General features: G+C 53.7%; 16 protein-coding genes and 1 tRNA gene. 5 read left to right on the top strand and 12 right to left on the bottom strand.

Annotated elements, in window-relative coordinates; genetic code table 11:
* Window positions 1-5 precede the first annotated feature (5 nt).
* From lon to FRY98_RS24985, 7 genes are all read right to left on the bottom strand, one after another.
* A complete protein-coding gene (gene lon, locus FRY98_RS25015; protein WP_148457260.1) occupies window positions 6-2,342 on the bottom strand; it encodes an endopeptidase La in 2,337 nt (778 codons plus the stop codon).
* A 113-nt stretch (window positions 2,343-2,455) separates the two neighbouring features.
* A complete protein-coding gene (lonB, locus tag FRY98_RS25010) occupies window positions 2,456-4,174 on the bottom strand; it encodes an ATP-dependent protease LonB (RefSeq protein ID WP_148457258.1) in 1,719 nt (572 codons plus the stop codon).
* Between the two features lie 149 nt (window positions 4,175-4,323).
* On the bottom strand, window positions 4,324-5,442 hold the full coding sequence (gene ispG / locus FRY98_RS25005; RefSeq protein WP_148457256.1) for a flavodoxin-dependent (E)-4-hydroxy-3-methylbut-2-enyl-diphosphate synthase: 1,119 nt from the start codon (window positions 5,440-5,442) through the stop codon (window positions 4,324-4,326).
* A 154-nt stretch (window positions 5,443-5,596) separates the two neighbouring features.
* Window positions 5,597-6,853 (bottom strand): ATP-dependent protease ATP-binding subunit ClpX, encoded by a 1,257-nt coding sequence (clpX, locus tag FRY98_RS25000; RefSeq protein WP_148457254.1) that lies wholly within the window; start codon window positions 6,851-6,853, stop codon window positions 5,597-5,599.
* 12 nt (window positions 6,854-6,865) lie between these two features.
* On the bottom strand, window positions 6,866-7,456 hold the full coding sequence (gene clpP / locus FRY98_RS24995) for an ATP-dependent Clp endopeptidase proteolytic subunit ClpP (RefSeq protein ID WP_148457252.1): 591 nt from the start codon (window positions 7,454-7,456) through the stop codon (window positions 6,866-6,868).
* A 257-nt stretch (window positions 7,457-7,713) separates the two neighbouring features.
* The gene (gene tig / locus FRY98_RS24990) at window positions 7,714-9,123 is read right to left on the bottom strand and encodes a trigger factor (RefSeq protein WP_148457250.1); all 1,410 of its coding nucleotides are present in this window, start codon (window positions 9,121-9,123) and stop codon (window positions 7,714-7,716) included.
* 232 nt (window positions 9,124-9,355) lie between these two features.
* Complete coding sequence (locus FRY98_RS24985) at window positions 9,356-10,291, bottom strand: hypothetical protein (RefSeq protein WP_148457248.1); 936 nt, start codon at window positions 10,289-10,291, stop codon at window positions 9,356-9,358.
* A 142-nt stretch (window positions 10,292-10,433) separates the two neighbouring features.
* Here FRY98_RS24985 and FRY98_RS24980 point away from each other — a divergent pair.
* A tRNA-Arg gene (locus tag FRY98_RS24980) sits at window positions 10,434-10,507 on the top strand.
* A gap of 1,345 nt (window positions 10,508-11,852) precedes the next feature.
* Here FRY98_RS24980 and FRY98_RS24975 read toward each other — a convergent pair.
* Complete coding sequence (locus tag FRY98_RS24975) at window positions 11,853-14,111, bottom strand: MFS transporter (protein ID WP_148457246.1); 2,259 nt, start codon at window positions 14,109-14,111, stop codon at window positions 11,853-11,855.
* 197 nt (window positions 14,112-14,308) lie between these two features.
* On the opposite strand from FRY98_RS24975, the gene FRY98_RS24970 reads away from it, so the two are divergent.
* On the top strand, window positions 14,309-15,025 hold the full coding sequence (locus FRY98_RS24970) for a response regulator transcription factor (protein ID WP_148457243.1): 717 nt from the start codon (window positions 14,309-14,311) through the stop codon (window positions 15,023-15,025).
* Window positions 15,015-16,112, top strand: a complete 1,098-nt coding sequence (locus tag FRY98_RS24965) for a sensor histidine kinase (RefSeq protein ID WP_148457241.1) — start codon at window positions 15,015-15,017, stop codon at window positions 16,110-16,112. The genes FRY98_RS24970 and FRY98_RS24965 overlap by 11 nt, the downstream gene beginning before the upstream one ends.
* 57 nt (window positions 16,113-16,169) lie before the next feature.
* Here the strand turns inward: FRY98_RS24965 and FRY98_RS24960 are convergent, their stop codons facing one another.
* Complete coding sequence (locus tag FRY98_RS24960; RefSeq protein WP_148457239.1) at window positions 16,170-16,763, bottom strand: GNAT family N-acetyltransferase; 594 nt, start codon at window positions 16,761-16,763, stop codon at window positions 16,170-16,172.
* A 114-nt stretch (window positions 16,764-16,877) separates the two neighbouring features.
* Window positions 16,878-17,834 (bottom strand): L-lactate dehydrogenase, encoded by a 957-nt coding sequence (locus FRY98_RS24955; protein WP_148457237.1) that lies wholly within the window; start codon window positions 17,832-17,834, stop codon window positions 16,878-16,880.
* A gap of 199 nt (window positions 17,835-18,033) precedes the next feature.
* Here FRY98_RS24955 and FRY98_RS24950 point away from each other — a divergent pair, with 199 nt between their 5' ends.
* Both FRY98_RS24950 and FRY98_RS24945 read left to right on the top strand, forming a co-directional pair.
* Window positions 18,034-18,615 carry a thioredoxin family protein gene (locus FRY98_RS24950; protein WP_148457235.1) on the top strand — a complete coding sequence of 194 codons (582 nt, stop codon included), beginning with the start codon at window positions 18,034-18,036 and terminating at the stop codon, window positions 18,613-18,615.
* Window positions 18,616-18,617: 2 nt separating this feature from the next.
* A complete protein-coding gene (locus FRY98_RS24945) occupies window positions 18,618-19,121 on the top strand; it encodes a glutathione peroxidase (protein WP_148457414.1) in 504 nt (167 codons plus the stop codon).
* A 95-nt stretch (window positions 19,122-19,216) separates the two neighbouring features.
* Here FRY98_RS24945 and pstA read toward each other — a convergent pair whose 3' ends face one another.
* Window positions 19,217-20,098 carry a phosphate ABC transporter permease PstA gene (gene pstA / locus FRY98_RS24940; protein ID WP_148457233.1) on the bottom strand — a complete coding sequence of 294 codons (882 nt, stop codon included), beginning with the start codon at window positions 20,096-20,098 and terminating at the stop codon, window positions 19,217-19,219.
* A 3-nt stretch (window positions 20,099-20,101) separates the two neighbouring features.
* Window positions 20,102-21,049, bottom strand: coding sequence for a phosphate ABC transporter permease subunit PstC (pstC, locus tag FRY98_RS24935; RefSeq protein ID WP_249043525.1), 948 nt, complete (start codon window positions 21,047-21,049; stop codon window positions 20,102-20,104).
* Window positions 21,050-21,104 lie beyond the last annotated feature (55 nt).

Genomic DNA, 21,104 nt, shown 5'->3' with positions numbered 1-21,104 from the left:
CCTCTCTAATGCACTTCCGGCTGCTCCACAAGCGCATGTTCCAGCACCTGGTCCATATGGGATACGGGTACGAATACCATGTCTTCCTTTACGCTGTCCGGGATGTCGCGCAAATCGCGCTCATTGTCCTTCGGCAGCAGGACCTTCTTGTACCCGGCGCGATGGGCGGCCAGCGATTTCTCCTTCAAACCGCCGATCGGCAATACGCGTCCGCGCAGCGTAATTTCTCCGGTCATCGCGATATCCTTCGATACATGCCGTCCCGTCAACGCAGAAATCAGCGCGGTTGCGATCGTAATGCCCGCGGACGGACCGTCTTTCGGGATCGCCCCTTCGGGAATGTGAATATGGATATCGTTCTTCTCATGGAAGTCGGGTGCGATCCCCAGCTCCGAAGCTTTGGAGCGCGTATAGCTGAAAGCCGCCTGGGCGGACTCTTTCATCACGTCGCCGAGCTTCCCGGTCAGCGTCAGTTTGCCGCTTCCGGGCACGACGGTCACCTCGATAACCAGCGTCTCGCCGCCAACTTCCGTCCAAGCGAGCCCAGTGACCGTACCGATTTGGTCTTCCAGCTCCGCTACGCCGTATCGGTATTTGGGCACGCCAAGATAGTCTTTAATCTCCTCGGGGCTGATCCGGATCTCCTGAAGCCCTTCGGATACGACTTTTTTCGCGGCTTTCCGGCATAATGCGGCAACCTGCTGCTCCAGATTCCGCACCCCCGATTCCCGGGTGTATTCCCGGATCGTGCGGAGAAGCGCCTCTTCCCCTATCTCCAGCTGTTCCTGCTCCAGACCATGCTCCCGTTTCTGCTTGGGCAGCAGGTAGCGGGTGGCGATCTGCAGCTTCTCCAATTCCGTATAGCCCGGAATATAGAGCATTTCCATCCGGTCCAGAAGCGGGCGCGGGATGTTATGGACCGCATTCGCGGTCGTTACGAACATGACGTTCGACAAATCGAAAGGAACCTCGATGAAATGATCGCTGAACGTGTTGTTCTGTTCGGGATCAAGCACCTCCAGCAGCGCCGACGAGGGATCTCCGCGGAAATCCGAGGCCATCTTGTCGATTTCGTCCAGCAAGAACACCGGATTCAACGTCCCGGCCGTCTTCATCCCCTGGATGATCCGTCCCGGCATCGCGCCCACGTAGGTCCGGCGGTGTCCGCGGATCTCCGCTTCATCGCGCACCCCGCCTAAAGAAATCCGCACGAATTCGCGTCCGAGCGATTTGGCGATCGAGCGGGCGAGCGAAGTCTTGCCCACCCCGGGCGGCCCCACGAGACAAAGGATCGGTCCCTTGAGCTTCTTCACCAGTTTCTGTACCGCCAAATACTCCAGAACGCGTTCTTTCGGTTTATCGAGCCCGTAATGATCTTCGTTCAGCACTTGCTCCGCCTTGGTCAAGTCCAGATCGTCCTCGGTCTTCTCGTTCCAAGGCAAACTCAGCAGCCAGTCCACATAATTGCGGATGACCCCGCCTTCAGCGGAACTGGCCGGCATTTTCTCGAGCCGGTCAATCTCCTTCTGCGTCTTCTCGCGGACTTTCTCCGGCAGGTTCTTCTCTTCGAGCAAAGCCCGCAATTCTTCGACTTCGCCGGCCCGTCCTTCCTTTTCGCCAAGTTCTTTCTGGATCGCCTTCATCTGTTCGCGCAGATAGTATTCCTTTTGGGTTTTCTCCATCTGCTTCTTGACGCGCTGGCTGATTTTGCGCTCCAGCTCCAATACTTCACGCTCGTTATTCAAAATGTCGAGCAATTTCTCCAGACGCTTTCGGACGTCGATCGTCTCCAAAATTTCCTGCTTATCTTTGATTTTGAGGGACAAGTGACTCGTAATGACGTCGGCCAGGCGGCCGGCTTCTTCAATGTCCGAAACCGCCGCAAGCGTCTCGGGGGTAACCTTCTTCGATAAATTGATATAATGTTCGAATTGGGTGAGTACCGTACGCATCAGCGCATCGACTTCCGGATCGGCCGTATCCTCTTCCGGCCGTTCCTTGGCCATCACCTCGTAATACTCTTCGTTATCCAAATATTCCACAATCTCGGCCCGTTCCATGCCTTCGACGAGCACCCGGATGGTGCCGTTCGGCAGTTTCAACATTTGCCGCACTTTCGCGACCGTGCCGATACGAAAAATGTCTTCCTGGGTCGGTTCTTCAATGTTCACTTCGGATTGAGAACAGAGGAGAATCAAATTGTCGTCGACCATCGCCTTCTCCAGCGCCTTCACCGACTTTTCCCGGCCTACGTCCAAATGAAGCACCATACTCGGGTAGACGAGAAGGCCGCGCAAAGGCAGCAAAGGAAAACGACGACCTCTGGATTTATGGGGTCCCATCGTTTTCGCACCTCCAAACGTTCTCGTTAAGATATCATTCCTATTTTAACAAATGTTACATGAAAACACCAATGAAGAGCGGCTGCCGTTTGGGCAGCCGCCAGGGAAACAACCTAGACCACACCGTTGGATGGCGGTGACTCGGCATGCAGAAACGGGGCCGGCGCCGGCAACGGCGCAAAAAGCTCTCCGCCCGACATAAAACCGAAATCCTTCTCCGCTTCGGGGCCGAAGACATGCCGGAACACTTCACCGACCGACTCGACGGGAATGACCCGCAACCCGTCCAGGCCTTCGAACAGAGTTTGCCAGTTATCTTTCGGAATAAGCACCGTGGTCGCCCCGGCCTGAAAAGCGGCCTCCACCTTGGCGACCACGCCGCCGACCGGCTTCACCTTGCCGTGGATGCCGATCTCCCCCGTCATGGCCACCCGGTGATCCACCGGGATCCGCTTGATCGCCGAAGCGATGGCCGTCGCGATCGCAAGCCCGGCGGAAGGCCCGTCAATCGGTGTCCCTCCGGGAAAGTTAATGTGCAAATCAAAGCCGGAAGGATCGATGCCGATCCGCTTCAGCACGGTCAGCACATTTTCGACCGAGCCTTTGGCCATGCTTTTGCGCCGAAGCGTGCGGCTGCCCCCGCCGATTTCTTCTTCGTCCACCACACCGGTGATGTTATAGGTACCTTTGCCGGGTTCAACCGGAACCGCCGTCGCTTCGATTTCCAGCAGCGTTCCCATATTGGCGCCGTAGACGGCAAGTCCGTTGACCACCCCGATTTCCGGCTGGGCCGGAATTTTCCGATCCGGACGCGGCACAAGCTGGCTGCTTGTAGCCACCCATTCCAGATCCGCGGCCAACAGATGATCCCTCTTCTCCGTCAAGGCCAGGCCAGCCGCCAATTGGACCATGTTCACCGCCTCACGGCCGTTGGTGGCGTATTTCTTGATCACCTCCACCGCTTCCGGACAAGGCTGAAACCCGATACGTTTGACGGCGTCGTCGGCGATCTGCGCGATCTCCTCCGGCAGCAGCGGCCGGAAATAGATCTCCATACATCGGGAACGCAGGGCGGGCGGAATCTCCTGAGGCGAACGCGTTGTCGCGCCCACGAGCCTGAAATCGGCCGGCAGGCCGTTTTGAAAAATATCATGAATATACGCGGGCGTCCCGGTATCCTCTGAGTTGTAATAGGCGCTCTCCAGGTAGACCTTACGGTCCTCCAGCACCTTCAGCAGCTTATTCATCTGAATCGAATGGAGTTCACCGATCTCATCGATGAACAGAATCCCTCCATGGGCTTTGGTGACGGCCCCGGGTTTCGGCTGGGGGATCCCGGCAACGCCCATCGCCCCGGCCCCTTGATAGATCGGATCATGCACCGATCCGATCAGCGGATCGGCAATCCCCCGTTCATCGAAGCGAGCAATCGTGGCGTCGATCTCCATAAATTTCGCGTCGGTTTTGAAAGGGGAAACCGGATTCTTCTTCGCCTCCTCCATGACGACGCGCGCCGCCGCGGTCTTGCCTACACCCGGTGGCCCGTAAATGATAACGTGCTGCGGATTAGCGCTGCACAGCGCCGCCTTCAAGGCGCGAAGACCATCCTTCTGGCCGACGATATCGTTCAGCGAGGCCGGACGCGTCCGCTCCGCCAGCGGCTTCGTCAACGAAATCGCCCGCAGCTTGCGCAGCTTTTCCATTTCCTTGCGCGATTCGCGGTCCACCGCCGTCCGGTTTCCCTTTTGACTGCGCAACTGGTTCCAGAAGTACAAGCCGATTACTACAGCAAAAAACATTTGAACGGACATCAGAATGACACTCAAATCCATGTCACAGAGCCTCCCCACTTTAACTGATACTTGGTAGTATAGCCCTTTCGCTCCATCATAAAACGACCATCACGGAAGAATCGTGTCTTTTTCGAAAAAAAAGCCGCGGGCTGTCGGTATGACAGCCCGCGGCTTCATGAAATCCAGACTTATTTCGCGCTAAGCGATCGATGTTCCTTGCGCCCCGGAATTTCACCGGTCGCCTCGTAAACCTCCACGATGTGGTCTATCTCTTTTTTCAGCTCGGACAGCAGATCGGCTTCAGGTACTTTGCGGATCATTTCTCCGTAACGGAACAACAATCCTTCCCCACGCGCGCCGGCGATGCCGATATCCGCCTCCCTGGCTTCGCCGGGACCATTCACCGCACACCCCAGTACCGAGACTTTGATCGGTACTTTCAGGTTCGCAATGTAGTCTTCCACCTCATTTGCGATCGAGAACAGATCGATGTCCAGCCGACCGCAGGTCGGGCAGGATACGAGCGTGGCCGCGTTGGTGATCAAGCCGAATGTTTTCAGCAATTCACGCGCCACCTTGACCTCTTCCACCGGGTCGGCGCTAAGCGAAATCCGCACGGTCGAGCCGATCCCCATCGAGAGCAGCGCCCCGATCCCAGCCGCACTCTTCACGGTACCGGAGAAGAGCGTGCCAGCTTCGGTAATGCCCAGATGGAGCGGATAAGGAATGACTTCCGCCGCCTTGGTATAAGCCGCGATCGCCATCGGCACGTCCGATGCCTTCAGCGAGACGATGATATCGTGAAAGTCCAGCTCTTCGAGAATTCCGATATGGAACAGGGCGCTTTCCACCATCGCTTCCGGCGTCGGGTACCCGTACTTCTCCAGAAGATGGTTCTCCAGAGAGCCTGCGTTTACGCCGATCCGAATCGGAATCCCCTTCTCCTTGCAGGCCTTAACGACGGCTTCGACCTTCTCTCGCCGGCCGATGTTCCCGGGATTGATCCGTACCTTGTCAATCCCGTTCTCGATCGCCAGCAAGGCCAGCTTGTAATTAAAATGGATATCGGCCACAAGCGGGATGTGAATCTGTTTCTTGATTTCCTTGATGGCCGCGGCCGCTTCTTCGTTATTCACCGTCACGCGAACCAGTTGGCAGCCGGCTTCCTCCAAACGGTGGATTTCGGCAACCGTCGCGGCGACGTCCGCCGTTTTGGTCGTACACATACTCTGAATAATGACTTCATTACTTCCGCCGATCGTCAGATTACCCACCTTCACCGGTCGCGTATCTTGTCTTAAGAACATATTCTGGCCTCCCCTCATAAAGCAAATCTCACTGTGCTTTGAATTCGATCACAGCTTTCGAAAAAAGTCCGTTAAAGGCAAAGAAGGCCCCAAAGGGCCATTCCTGCAGTTGTCGAACTACTTATCTATAACGGGCGCGATTTCGGCTAACGCCTTATGCGCTCTCTTCCTGTTTCTTGTTCTTGCTGCCTTCCAGTTCCGGCGAAGTTTTCTCGAGTACGACTTTCTCGGTGATGACGCAGTCGGTAATGTCGTCGCGGGACGGCACTTCATACATCACGTCCAGCATAATGCCTTCGATGATCGCGCGGAGTCCGCGAGCTCCCGTATTCCGCTTGATCGCTTCGCGCGCAATGGCTTCCAGCGCCTTCGGTTCAAACTGAAGGTTGACATTGTCAAGCTCAAGCAGTTTCTGGTATTGCTTCACGAGCGCATTCTTCGGCTCGGCCAGAATGCGGACCAATGTCTTCTCATCCAGCGGCTCTAAGGTCGAAATAACCGGCAAACGTCCTACGAATTCCGGAATCAAACCGAATTTCAAGAGATCCTCCGGCAAGACCATCGAAAGATATTCGCCCGGTTTCAGATCCTTTTGCCCGTCGTTGGCCGTGTTAAAGCCAATGACCTTCTTGCCGATCCGGCGTTTGATCATTTGCTCGAGACCGTCAAAGGCACCGCCGCAAATGAACAAAATGTTCGTCGTATCGATTTGAATGAACTCCTGATGCGGATGTTTACGGCCGCCTTGCGGCGGTACAGAAGCAACGGTGCCCTCAAGAATTTTCAAGAGCGCCTGCTGTACGCCTTCCCCGGAAACGTCGCGCGTAATGGACGGGTTCTCGGATTTGCGCGCCACTTTATCGATTTCGTCGATATAAATAATGCCGCGTTCCGCCTTCTCCACATCATAATCCGCCGCCTGGATCAGTTTAAGCAGAATGTTCTCCACATCCTCGCCCACGTACCCGGCTTCCGTAAGCGAAGTGGCATCGGCAATCGCAAACGGAACGTTAAGGATTTTCGCCATGGTTTGCGCGAGGAGCGTTTTGCCCGAACCGGTCGGCCCCAAGAGAAGGATATTACTCTTCTGCAGCTCGACATCATCGTTCTTGCTCTGCGAATTCACCCGCTTGTAATGGTTGTAAACCGCCACGGAGAGCGACTTCTTCGCCTGCTCTTGACCGATAACGTACTGATCCAAAATATCGCGGATTTCCATCGGTTTCGGAATTTCCTTCAGATCGAGCTCTTCCTCATGTCCGAGCTCTTCCTCCACAATCTCCGTGCACAATTCAATACATTCGTCACATATATAAACGCCCGGTCCGGCAACCAGCTTGCGGACCTGTTCCTGCGATTTGCCGCAGAACGAGCATTTTAGTTGGCCTTTTTCATCGTTGAATTTAAACATGTAAACACCCCTTTATGGTTTAATGGGCTTGTTGATGACCTGGTCGATGATCCCATAGGCCTTAGCCTCTTCCGCGCTCATAAAGAAATCACGGTCCGTGTCGCGCTGGATTTTCTCAAGGGGTTGACCCGTCCGATCCACATAGATTTGGTTCAGCTTCTCCCGTGTCTTGATAATCCATTCGGCATGGATTTTGATATCCGCCGCTTGCCCTTGAACTCCTCCGAGCGGTTGATGAATCATCACTTCGCTGTTCGGAAGCGCAAAGCGCTTGCCCGGAGCGCCTGCCGTCAGCAAAAGCGAGCCCATGCTGGCCGCCATGCCCACGCAGATCGTTGACACATCGGGTTTAATGTACTGCATCGTATCATATATACCCATCCCCGCAGTGACAGAACCACCCGGAGAGTTGATGTACAGATGGATGTCTTTATCGGGATCCTCGGCTGCCAAGAACAACAGTTGGGCTATCACGAGATTGGCTACGTCATCGTCAATCGCGTTGCTTAAGAAAATAATGCGATCCTTGAGCAGTCTAGAGTAAATATCGTAAGACCGTTCTCCCCGGTTTGTTTGTTCCACGACCATAGGTACCAGACTCATGTGACCAACCTCTTTTCTTTATCAAATTTCCTTCGCCCCAGACTATTTTATCACGTTCAAAGGCGCATGTCATTTTTCACCCAATACAGTTTATGTGCTTGAATTTACAATATATAACCGAAAGGGATTTCCTATTCCCCGGGTGGAAATAATTGTCTGGCTAAAAGATGAAAAATTAAGGCACGCATTAAGTTATACGTGCCTTAGCATTTGCCTTGTGGTGTATGATCATGTAGTTCCTTGCGGGCAAGGACTTATTATTCTTCGTTTTGTTCTTCCGCCGCGGAATCATCCGCCTTGGCCGCTTTCTTCGTTGACTTCTTAGCCGGCTTTTCGGCTTCCTCGGATTTCTCCGTTTTTTTCGCAAATTGCTCGGCAGGAACTTCCTTCGCGTTCTCGGTCAGGAACTCGATCGTCTTGCGAAGAAGAACTTCTTCTTTCAAGCCGCCCAGCGAACCGTTCGCAGCAAGGATGTTGCGGATTTCTTCAGGCGTGCGTTTGTAAGCGTCGGCCATATCCTGAAGTTCCTTATTGATTTCCTCTTCCGTCGCTTCGATCTTCTCGGCTTTAGCGATTTGCTCAAGAACCAGGTTGTTGCGAACGCGCTTCTCGGCATCGTTCTTCATTTGTTCTCTCAGATCTTCAACCGTTTGGCCGGAGAAACCGAGGAACATGTCCAAGTTCATGCCTTGCGCGCGAAGACGGTTGTCGAAATCGCGTACCATGTTCTCAACTTCGCTGTCGATCATAGCTTGCGGGATTTCCACTTCAGCATTCTCGCCGACTTGATCAACGAGAATTCTTTCGCGCTCGGCGGAGCCTTCTTTTTCCTTGCGGGATTCCAATTGTTTCTTCAGATCCGCTTTATACTCGTCCAAAGTATCGAATTCACTTACGTCTTTGGCAAACTCGTCGTCCAATTCAGGAAGCTGTTTGCGTTTGATTTCGTGAACTTTCACTTTAAATACCGCTTCTTTACCCGCCAATTCTTCGGCATGGTAAGTTTCAGGGAAGGTAACGGTTACGTCCTTAAAGTCGCCTGTAGCCAGCCCCACAACCTGATCTTCGAAGCCAGGGATGAAGGTATTGCTGCCCAGTTCAAGGGAATAGCGCTCGGCTTTGCCGCCTTCGAACGGAACGCCGTCCACGGAGCCGTCAAAGTCGATGACAACGGTATCACCGTTTTGTGCGGCTTCTTCGTCGATCACGACGAGCTCGGCATGGCGTTCTTGCATGCGGGTAAGCTCTTCATTCAACTCTTCTTCGCTAACTTCGATGTTCGCAGCAGGAACTTCGATACCTTTATATTCGCCAAGCTTCACTTCAGGCTTCACGGTTACTTTAGCTTTAAACTTGAAAGGTTGTCCCTTAGCAAATTGCTCAACGTCCACTTCCGGGCGGTCTACCGGGAAAATCTCCGTTTGATCAACCGCTTCAGTATAAACTTCAGGAAGCAAAATATCGATGGCGTCTTGGTACAAGCTTTCCACACCGAAACGGGCCTCAAAAATCGACCGAGGCACTTTACCTTTACGGAATCCAGGTACGTTTATTTTTTTGACTACTTTTTGAAAAGCTTTATCCAGTGCAGCGGCAACGCGTTCCGCTTCCACTTCGACCTCGAGAACGCCGAGGTTCTTCTCTATTTTTTCCCAAGTTGCTTTCATTTTATGCTTTCCCCTCCAAATTTCACTTATACTGAATACTGAAACCGAATCGCGCGATAAAGCAGCTATCTTGGTTCCAGTATAGCTGTCTTAGTCCACGTTCGAGAATAACCACTATATTATAAACAACAATACAGCTTTTTACAAGAGCCGTTAGTAGTTTCCCCTCACGTTCCCAGGTTTACCGGTATTTAGGCACTGCCTTGTATACATAACTTTTCAAAATAACTTCTTATTTTTGTCCCGCGTTTGCGAACTGTCGCATGGATCGGCAGGCTTGCTCGAAACGCAGCCGCAAACTATCGGTGATGCCGTACAAACTTCGAATTTCCTCTTCATGAATTCCGCCGGGCAAACTGTCCGCGACCATTTGATGGAGGGCGGCGGCCCAAATATCGATCATGCTGTCCTCATCGCTTAATAGCGACCTGTAATCCATCGTCCCGTAGATCGCCATAATAAACTGCGTCCAAAGCTCCTGGGCAAAATAAAACAGCGTCGGATCATGAACCTGGGTCTGATCGCCGACGCGTTCCAGAACCTGCTGAACCGGGGATGGAAATTCCTCCGGTTTGATCGGGACGGCTTCGATTTCGATCTCCACCTTCTCCCCAAAGCGAAAAAACGAAACGACCCCGTGAGTACCGCGGCGTTTTAAGATCTGCATTACCCGGTATTGAAGCAGCGGATGCAGTTCATTCCGGGTCAGCCAGTCGATCAGCGCCTCGTCCACTTCCGGCCGGTCCAGGTAAGCCAGCTGTTCCAGAGCAAGAAACGTCTGCTCCGACATCGGCTTTTCGGTAACGGCCCGCAGCAGCTTGTCGGCATATTCGTGATCCTCGGCCAACTTGGCCTCGACATGCCGTCGGGCAATAATATCCTCGCCCTCCTCCTCATCCTCCGGTAGCCCCGTATGATCCATCGCTTCGTTCTGCAGCATGGGAAACGCGTCCGTGAGCCAATTCAGCAGGTTGCTCCATTCCGCGTATTGCCTGTCGTCCTGGCCCTGGCACTGCAACAAAAAACGCAATAGCTCCGCCGCCTCGCCGTATCGCTCGGTCTCCAGCATTCTAGTCAGTTCAATCTGATAAAAATCCAGGGTTTTGGGAAACAAGACCACGTTGTCCTTCTTGTTGTTCGTGTTGCTGATATGGGCACCTCCTTTCATCCGGTCTAATTTATTGAGATTATAGCATAGAGATGAAAGAAGGCAAAAATCACCCTCCCTTTCGGCAATTTCAAATCACCCTATTGCGCAAACTAAGTCGCCATGATATAATCTTTTTTGCTTCTGTTTTTTATATTACCATGTCCCAGTAGCTCAGCTGGATAGAGCAACGGCCTTCTAAGCCGTCGGTCGGGGGTTCGAATCCCTCCTGGGACGTATAGGAAACCAGTCCATGACATGGACTGGTTTTTTTCGTCCTAAGGGGATGAGAACCCCCATTGGGGTTCGTCGGAGCGAGACGCCACGCGGTTTAGCGGGGATGGGCGAGCGGAGTCTCGCGCCGGAGCGCGAGTACCCCTCCTGGGACGAAAAAAACCAGCCCATATCGGCTGGTTTTTTTCGTCCCAAGGGGATGAGACCCCTTGGTGGGGGTTCGTCGGAGCAAGAACTTCTGCGGTTAGCGGGGATGGGCAGTAAGCCCATTTGGAAGAAATCGACGGCAGGGAATTGAGTAAAATTCATGCTCGTGAGCTTTCCGATCGTTTGGCAAACTGGGTCCGGCAATCGCGGCTTCTCTGACCGCCGGCCAACATAACGGTCATTTGGACCGCTATTTCGGCCTGATTTGGCTCCACGGGCAAAATAAAGGTCAAAAAGGAGCTTATTTACCTTTGCAGCCCCCCAAATCAGGGTTTAAGCTACTGGCGTTGCATTAAACCTAACATGGTGCTGCCGATCCGCAATCTTTCTTGCCGCCTGTTATGATAGCGGCGTTTTGGGCCGTTATTTTGACCCAATTTGCGTTTTCGGGAAAAATAGCGGCCAAAAAGGACCTTATTTCACTGATGCAGGTCCAAAAATCAGGTTTTGGTCCGCTTTTCCATAAAATAGGGCCCCAAATGACCGCTATTTCTCACCGAAGAGACAAATTCGACAAAATAACGCCGAAAATGACCGTTATCCTCTCGCCCGGCTTCAAAGGGAGGCGACTACAGCCATTAGACCCTTCGGGTTAATGCAACGCCAGTGGTGTAAAAGACGCTTATCAACCTCCCCTGTGCCAGGGCGACACGGAAAACACCGTCTTAATCACGCTCCTCGATCACATTCAGCAACTGACCGAGCGAGTTAAGGTTCTGTAACGGCAACTCGGTCAAAACAGCAGCGGAGCCGCCTTCGAGTGACGGGTTCCGCAAACCAACCAATCCTCGTCAACCCGGCTGGACGCATCGCGCCCCCCAAGGGACATCAAGGGCATACCTTGAAAATGAACTGAACATTCGGACGCAGTTCTAGTCCACACTCTTGAGACATGTTCAAACTGTAACGCCTCGCGGAGTAAGGTAGTAGCTCACGGTTACGTTCGCCGCGAGGTGTTCGATTTACCGTTACTCCAATAGGATTGTGACGGAATATCGGACCGAACAATAATATTGTCCGCATTGCCAAACACAAGGGCATGCCGGGCTCCCTGAACATGTCAGTGACCGGTACAGTACGGCTTAGTCGGCCCCCCCTTATCCGATCCCGTGAGTTCCCGTAACCGTTTCTCCGTTACCCGCTAAGGATTGCGGATGCCGATATCGCGAATCAACACGGTCCCCCGGGACGATTGATCGAAAACGAAGGAGATTTTGTTCAGACGTTCCGGTTGAAAATTCGGATTGGCCGCCCTCAAATCCGCCATCCCTATTGAAAAATTTTGAAAAACCGGTTCTTTGGTCGGCACAGCTTTCGCAAACGGCCGTTTAACGATGTTGCTCTCAAACATCGGCAGCAGGGTTCCGCCGCTGCTTAACGGGACGGATGCAACGTTCCCGTACCCGTCTTCAATCTGAACGCTCAGATCGGTTAATCCTGCGGAATCGGAGTCCTTTTTACCATCGTCCGCGTCAGCCATGGAAAAAACAAAGGCGCTGTCGCCATCCGCCGCCGGCCCGTGCTCCGGCAGCACGATCGTATAGGTCGGGACGCCGGATACCTCTGCGCTATCCCACTCAAGACGCAAGGCGCTATTATACAGGTCGGGGGCAAACTTCATTTTCACTTTTTCTTCTCTCCATGTTTTCAGATAAGCTCCGATCGCTTGCCCGCCGGGAAACGTCGTGGAACCGAGATCGAAATCTTCGCCGAAACCGGCAATGATCGTCGTATCGGCGTCCAGATAGTTGGCGATATACATCGTGTCCGGCAGCCAATTCAGGGCATAGCCGAGATCCTGGAATACAGCCCGGTACTCGCTTTTACCGTTCAATGTCGCTTCGAGGAATGCGGAGATCAGCGTTTTTCCGGCCTGAAGCTGTTCTTCTTGCGGCATTAGCTGGGCCGTATTGTACAGTTTGTTGCCGAGTCCCGGAGCGTCCTTTCTTCCCCAAACGGTGTTGAATTGCCCGTGATTGGCCCCGTATATATAAACCGATGCCTTGAAGTAGTCGCCGCTGCCCGTAAAACCGGTCCGGCTGTACTGACTCGCTCCGTCAAATGAGGAGACATCCATGTCGTGGGCTCCCTGCAGTGCCAGATAGTTCGTATCATGCAGACGTGTCGGATGTCCGGCCGGTTTGTACTGTCCATCCGTACCGGCGATTGAAATAACGGACCGGATGCCGAAACGATAGTTGAATTTCATATTTCCGTCTTCCGGATATGCCGGAAGTTTGTTCAACGCCGCAGCGAGGGCGACCGCTTCGCCTCCCCGGGAGTGACCGATCAGGGCGATTCGGCTCATATCCGCCTTGCCGTAAAACGGATTTCCCTTCGTCTTGGTCCACTTGTCCCACACCTTCAGATGCTCCAGCAGCAGCAAGGCTCTGGCCGGATTCTCCTTCTCCGGCGTGCTGAACGCGAACCAATCGTCAAACAGCGAGGTATTCAAAAAATTTTCGTCGACGGAAACGAAAATATAGCCGCGGCTCGCCAGCAATTCGCCCAGATAAGCGTAGCCGGGATCCGAATATTCGGTCGCCGTGTGATTACCGTGGACGGCGATCACGAGCGGAAAAGGCCCTTCCCCCCGCGGATACCATATCGTACCGTTCAGGGGCATCCGCTCGGGCCCGAAGCCGAACGTCTTTGTCCGGGTGGACGACCATTTGTCCACGAAAGCCGAGCCGTCTACCTGTTCGGTTACTAGCGAATCGGGCCGGTTGAACTCCTCGCGGTAGCTATTCTTACTGCCGTAGGTAAGCGTAAGTACAGGGTACGCCCCCTGTTCGGCCGGGTTTTCCATCGTAACAGGGTAGCGGTCCGCCGGCTTTACAACCGACAATCGGTACGGCTTGGCCGCATCCCCGCTCTCTCTCCCGTCATCCAGAAGCCAATACCCGCCGATGCCGACAAAAATCAGCAGCGCAGCCCCCAACCCTGCGACACCCGTTTTGACCGCGAGTCCCGCTTCCCGGTACGCCCCCGCCCTCCACCGAAAAACAAGCGCCCCCACCGCGGAACTAGCGATAGTAATCGTGAGCGCCACGAGTACCATCAATGGCACCGGGCCGATGAACGTCAGGAATATGAGGACGAATGAAACGGAGGCCAGCCAGAAATAGCGCGAAGGCATCCGCTTTGCCAAGTGAAAGACCGCGGCCAGTACGCCGGTCGCGAGCACGACCGCAATAAGAAACAGCAGCGTCCCCAGCAAAAAATCGCCGGGGCCTCGCGAACCCAGCAGAAGATATCCCTGGGTGAAGTATGCGATAACTGCGACTGCCCCTAACAAGAGGGAGGCCCCCTTCCACCCCGGAGAAAGCGGCGCGGCTTTTAACTTTTTCACCGCCCGCCGACGCACCTCCACCTCAGTATCCCGTAACTTTTGTTCCATCTGATAATCCCTTCTCCCTGTTTCATGGTTAAACGCTTTATATATCCACAGGTTAAATTATAAAACCCTTCGCTTTCCCCCCACTTTCCCATTTCTTACATTATCCTTACAACACGGCGGGAGACGAAGGAAATCGGTAAAATGAGACCGAACTACAACAGCTATAGAAGATTCCAGGGAAGGACGGAGGGTCAAAAATGCGTAAAACGATTCTGTTGGTCGATGATGACGAGGATATCGCCGGGTTGCTCCGATTGTTTTTGGAACAGGAGTACGAGATTCTGGAGGCGTATGACGGTCAGGCGGCCACAGAGTTATTCTCCCGGACCGATGTGGACCTGGCCGTTATCGATATCATGATGCCGCGGCTCGACGGCTTTCAGTTGCTGCAGTGGCTTCGCGAACGATCGAAGCTGCCGGTCATCATCCTGTCGGCGAAGAACGAGGATTTCGACAAGATCGCCGGGCTGGGACTTGGGGCCGACGATTTTATCGCCAAACCGTTTAATCCCTTGGAGGTGGTGGCGCGTATCCGCGCTCAGTTGCGCCGAACCTATGAGTTTAACGAAATCCCGGTGACCCCCGAAGAAGTAACGGAAACGCGGGTCGGTGATCTGTCGCTGCATCACGATTCCTGTATGCTCTACAAACGCGGAAAGCCCATCGCGCTCAGTGCGCTCGAATACCGCCTCCTGAAGTTGTTTATGGCAAGCCCGGGCCGCATTTATACGAAAAAGCAAATCTTTGAACGAGCGTGGGCCGATGAGTACATCGCCGACGATAATGCCATTATGGTGCAGATCAGCCGCTTACGGGATAAAATTGAGGATTCTCCGCGCGAACCGGTTTATTTGAAAACGGTGCGGGGGCTCGGCTATCGTTTCGCCAAAAAGGAGGAGCTACATGCGAAGTAAACCGACGATATTCCGTACCCTTGTCCGGAATTATATTTTCTTTTCGCTAACGGTCGGGGCAAGCGTCGCATCCCTGTTGATTTATTTTGTGGAAAGGACGGACCGGTTGGCGGAATCCGGTAGCGGGACGAGCGCGGAAACGTTGGCTCTGTTCTGGAAGACGCTCGCGGAGACGGGATTGCTGTTCCTGGTGCTGTTTGGGATCAACGTTTTTCTTTACAGCCGCCTGACTGCTGTCAAGCTGACGAACCCGCTCGGCGACATCGTCGCGGGAATCCGCAGCATAGCGGGCGGGCATTATCATGAGCGGCTGCGGTTCGAAGCTGAATACGAGTTGGCGCAGATCCAGGAAAGCTTTAATGCGATGGCGGAAAAGCTCGAGAAGGCGGAGAAAGAAAAACGTCTGCTGGAGGAGAGCCGGCGGCAGATGCTCGTCGACATATCCCATGATTTGCGGACGCCGATTACGACGATCCAAGGGTATGCCAAAGCGCTTCAGCTCGGCATCATTGCAGATGAGGAGAAGAAGCAACGCACGATCAAGCTGATCTGTGACAAGACGTACTTGGTTGCCAAGCTGATTGAAGACGTGTTCGAGTTATCGAAGCTGGAAGCTCCCGACTATCCGGTAGCGAAGGAGCCGACCGACACCGCCGAATTTCTCCGGGAAATCGCCGTCACCTTTTACGATGCGTTTGAAGAAAAAGGATTTGTGTTTGACACGGAAATTCCCTCCGGCGAAGTCATTGCGGAGTTCAACACCACGCTGCTGTACCGGGCCGTTTCCAACCTGCTGGCGAATGCGCTGAAATACAATCCGCCGGGAACCCGTGTCCTCATCGGACTGGAAGATCACGGCGAGACTGTCCATATCGAGGTCACCGACGACGGCATAGGCATTCCCGGGCCGTTGAGGGACAAGGTGTTCAACACCTTCGTTCGCGGAAACGCGGCCAGAACCAGCGACGGCGGCACGGGCCTGGGTCTTGCCATCGCAAGACAAATCGCGGAAAAGCATGGAGGTTCCATCTCGCTGGACGGAGATCAGGACGCTACACGCTTTGTGCTGGTGATTCCGAAAAAGTAATGGTCAAGGGATCAAGCATGTTCAGCAGCGTTAAACTCCTTGGGGATAGACTCGTCTCTACCCCTTCCCCCGCTTCATATATATGCGCTCGTTAAATCCCGCCAGTTTGGGGAACAGCCGCTGTTTTTTCCGTTTGATCTCGGTGTACCCCAGTTTTTCATACAGTCGATAGGCGCTGGTGTTCGTATCCACCACTTCTAGGATAAACTCGTCATAATCGAGCTCGGCGATCAGGTGGTTGTTGAGCAACGTGGCGATCCCGCGTCCTCTGGCCTCCCGGGCGGTGGCCACCGACTCGAAGTAGCACTGGCGGTCGTTGAAATCGAGCGGTTTGCCCAACTCCCCATGCAGCACCTTGTAGATTAAAGAACCTTTAATCCGGCCGAATTCTTTTTGAAATACTTGTTTATCGAACGAGAACGCCCGGGCCAGGTTCGTGGAATAAGCAAAAATGCCGAGAACCTTGCCGTTTTCCACCGCCGTATAAAACTGATCGCCGACAAAAGCATGCCTGAGCGCTCGGGTCAGCCTGGTCTGGTCTTTGGACATGAACTGTAGCGAACGTAAAAAAGCGTCCGTAAAAATTTCAACCGCCTGGTCCCGTCCGGATGCGTCGAGATCCGCCAACTTTTTAATAGAAAGGGATTCCATGCCTCTCTCTCCTTTTCACAGCTTTCCTCATACCTCCACTATATTTCAAGACATGACGGAGAAGAACAGGCTGGAGGCGGAAGTGCCCTCGTTCCCAAGGCTTAAGCCGCGTCTTTACTTCCGACTGGCCAGTCCTTGAATGGCGTTCTTGATGATGGAGCAGGATTCGTTGAATTTATGCTGTTCCTCCGCATTCAAATTCAGCTCTACGACCTCTTGGATTCCTCCTTCGCCAATGATGGCCGGAACCCCGGCGCATACGCCGGTTTGGCCGTACTCTCCCTCCAAGATGGCGGAGATCGCGATGATTTTATGCTCGTCGTTTAAAATGGAGCGAACGATGTAAGCGAGCGCGTTGCCGATACCGAACTGCGTATTGCCTTTCCGGGTAAAAATCTCCCATCCCGCATCCTTCGTTTTTTGCGCTATTTCTTTCAAATCGACCCCTTGAAAACGTTCCTTATGCTGCTCCAAAATTTGCAGAATCGGCTTGCCCCCGATCGTAACATGCGACCAGGCCACGAATTGAGAGTCTCCGTGCTCGCCGAGCGCATAGCCCTGAACGCTGCGGGGGTCGATGGAGAAAACATCGGATAACAGCGTTTTTAACCGCGCGGAATCCAGGGAGGTTCCCGTGCCGATCACTTTATTCCGGGGCAGCCCGGACACTTCCCGTACGATGTGCGTCACCACATCCACCGGATTCGCGGCTACGACAAATATGCCGTCAAAGCCGCTGCCCATGATCCGATTGACGATCCCGGACGTAATTTGCTCCGCCGCCTCCAGAACATCCAGCCTGGATTGGCCCGGTTTCGGATTGGCCCCCGCCGTCAAGACGACGACATCGACATCGCGGCAGTCTTCCAAATCGCCTGCATAAACTTTCGTTCGGGTCGACGTGAAATCCATACAGTGCGATAAATCAAGCGCCTGGGCTACCGCACGGTCATACGTTCTGTCCACCATCATGATCTCATCGCATATCGACTGATTGATCATGGAATAAGCGCAGGCCGCGCCGACAAGCCCGGAACCCACGATGGTAACTTTTCTTGTTTTTCTGGCCATCTCTCCATCTCCATTCCCTGCCAGTTTTGATCTGCCTAAATTATAACCGTAACCTCCATTTGCAATCCAATGATTTACTTTCTGTTTTTTTGCACTTTTACGTCATTGTCGTGAGAATTTTGATTTGTGTCAAAATTGAGATTAGCCTGTGACATCGGTTACTATGGAAGGGACACTATTTCTAAGGGAGGAAACGCATATGAGCTTTACGTTAGCGATTGGTGAAAAAGCCCCGGACTTTCGGCTTCCGGCCACGGACGGCAAGGAATACGCATTGGAGAGCTTCGCCGCTTCCCCTTATTTGGTTGTTTTTTTCACATGCAACCACTGTCCTTTTGTGATCGGATCCGACGAAGTTACGAGAAAAACCGCCGAAGCCTTCAGGGAAAAAGGGGTTACGTTTGTGGGGATCAATTCCAACAGCGAGCAGACGCATCCGAATGACTCTTTTGAGCATATGGTGCAGCGCATGAACGAGCACCGCTTCCCTTGGGTTTATTTGCGCGATAAGGAACAAACGGCCGCCAAAGCTTACGGTGCCCTCCGGACCCCTCATTTCTACGTATTCGACTCCGAACGCCGGCTCGTCTATACGGGACGGGGCGTGGACAATCCCCGGGAAACGGACAAAATGACCGTCAATGATTTGGAACGGGCCCTTACGGAATTAACGAATCATCAGCCGATTTCGGTACCGTTGACCAACCCGATCGGCTGCAATGTGAAATGGGAAGGACAGGATGCCCACTGGATGCCGGCGGACGCCTGTGATTTGGTGTAATGATGCGCTTATACGATTTCGAAGTAACGACGATCGACGGACGGAAAACCACGCTGGAACCCTATCAAGGGCAGGTCTTGCTGATTGTGAACACCGCCAGCGCCTGCGGACTTACGCCTCACTACAAGGGACTTCAAGAGCTTTATTCGAAATATAAAGATCGGGGCTTCAGCGTGCTCGGTTTTCCCTGCAATCAGTTTGCCGGACAGGAGCCGGGGACCGAAGAGGAAATTAAGAGCTTCTGCGAACTGAACTACCAAGTGACTTTCCCGATGTTCGGCAAAATCGAGGTGAAGGGCGAAGGAGCCCATCCGCTGTACAAGTATCTTGTGCAGCATGTCCCCGAACCTTACCGCACCGGGGAGATCGAATGGAATTTCGTCAAATTCCTGATCGACCGCAGCGGAAATATCGTTAGACAGTACAACGCCCGAACGGAACCCGCGGAAATCGAGCCGGATATCCGGGGACTGCTCGCCGCTCCGTCTGCAAGCGTTGAACCTTAAGCCATTACTCCGCGGCGGGGTTGATTTCCCCGAAAAAAAGCCGCCGAAGCGATTCGCTTCGGCGGCTTTTGTTTTGTTGCTTCACGCAGCGGGGATTATTTTTTCAGCTTTCTGTTATTGATCCACAGCGGCACGCGGAAAACCAGATTGATTAGGAGCACGACGAACACAAGCACGGCGGCCGACTTATCGGCAATCTGCCGGGCATCCTCCACGATCGCTTCCGATTGGACGTACCACAAGTGAACGGCCAAAGTTTCGCCGGGGGAGAACAAATTAAAGTCCCACATCTCCCCCGAGGTGCTCAGCCCCGCCGTCAAAATGATGACGGCCGACTCCCCGAAAGCGCGCCCGGCCACCAGGCAAATACCGGTGATGATCGCCTGCATCGCCACTGGGATGACGACGGTGCGGATCGCCTGGAAATGCGTCGTTCCTAGGGCGTACGCCGCGTTCCGAAGGTCGTTCGGCACCGCCCGGACCGCCTCTTCCGTGACGCGGGCCAGCATCGGCAAATTGAGGAAGGCCAAACTGACAGCGCCGCCGAGAATCGTCAGGCCGACATCGAAATACTCGGCGAAAATCGCCAGGCCGAGCAGGCCGAATACGATCGACGGCACGGAGGACAACGATTCTACGCAAATGCGGAGCACCTCCGTAAACCGGTTGTTCGGCGCGTATTCCGCCATATAGATGCCCGCGCCGACGCCGATCGGAATCGAGATCAGCAATGACAGGGCCAATATGTAAAACGAGTTGAACAGCATGGGGCCGATGCCCCCGCCGGCATCGATTTCCTCCGGCAGCTTGATCAGGAAGTCCCAGGATATTTGCGGCAGCCCCTTGCTCAGGATGGTGAACAACAACCAAAAAATCAGCAGCATGATCACCGCGCCCAATCCGTAAAAACAACCGGTTGCGATACGATCCCATATCAGAGAACGGGTGTTTTGACGGGAGATTTTAAATCCGTTCATGACCTAGGCCTCTCCCTTCCTACCGATAAAACGGATGATCAAAATCAGTACGAAGGAGATGAGCAGCAGTAAAAACGCCATCATGTGCAGACTGTAGTTCCACGTTGATTCAAACTCGACATTGGAGATTTGCATCACGATGTTGCTTGTCAGCACCGAAGCGGAAGCAAACAGCGATTTGGCAAGCTGCGGCGTATTTCCGATCACCATGACCACAGCCATGGTCTCGCCGATGGCCCGGGTCATGCCCAATATAACGGCCGCGACGATGCCGCGGCTGGCCGACGGCAATACAACCTTGAAGATGGTTTGCAGCCGGGTGGAACCCAGCGCGTATGATCCGTCACGGTACTTTTTCGGGACGGACGTGATGGCGTCGTCGCTGATGCGGCTTATCGTCGGCAAAATCATGACCGTCAGTACCAGCGCCGCGGCCAACAAGCCATCTCCCAATCCTTCACCGCTCCATTCCCGCAGCAGCGGAAGCAGTACCGTCAGACCGAGATACCCGTAAACGATCGACGGAATTCCGACCAGCAGGTCCAGCAGCGGGCGAATGATTTTTTTCAGCCAAGCAGGCGCAATTTCCGCGATCAAGATGGCCATGCCCACGGAAATAGGGACCGCTATGATCATCGTCAAGGCGGTTAAGGACAACGTGTTGACAATGAATAACGCAGCGCCGAAACGTTCTTCCTCCGGCGTCCAGTCGAAGGAGAAGAAAAACTCGGCCGGCGACACATCCCGAAAGGTTAAAATCGCTGTTTTGCCGATAAAGAAGATAACCATCGCCAAGACCAGACACAGCGCCAAAATACTGAACAGAAAGTAGTTTTTAAACAGCCGGTCCACCAGCTTTGCCCGGAAATTTCTGGACCTCTGTCTCCGCTGCCCCTGCGGGTCCGCGGCCGAACCGGAGCGCGGAACGGTGTTTTGAGCAGGTAGATTCACCCTGATTCCTCCCATACATAAAACCAGCCCCGTAACTCAGGGGCTGGCCCAATTG

The sequence above is a fragment of the Paenibacillus faecis genome (genome assembly GCF_008084145.1).
Taxonomy (GTDB): Bacteria; Bacillota; Bacilli; order Paenibacillales; family Paenibacillaceae; genus Fontibacillus; species Fontibacillus faecis.
The sequence above is the reverse complement of the archived record's forward strand: the minus strand, read 5'-3'. Positions and strand labels throughout refer to the sequence as shown.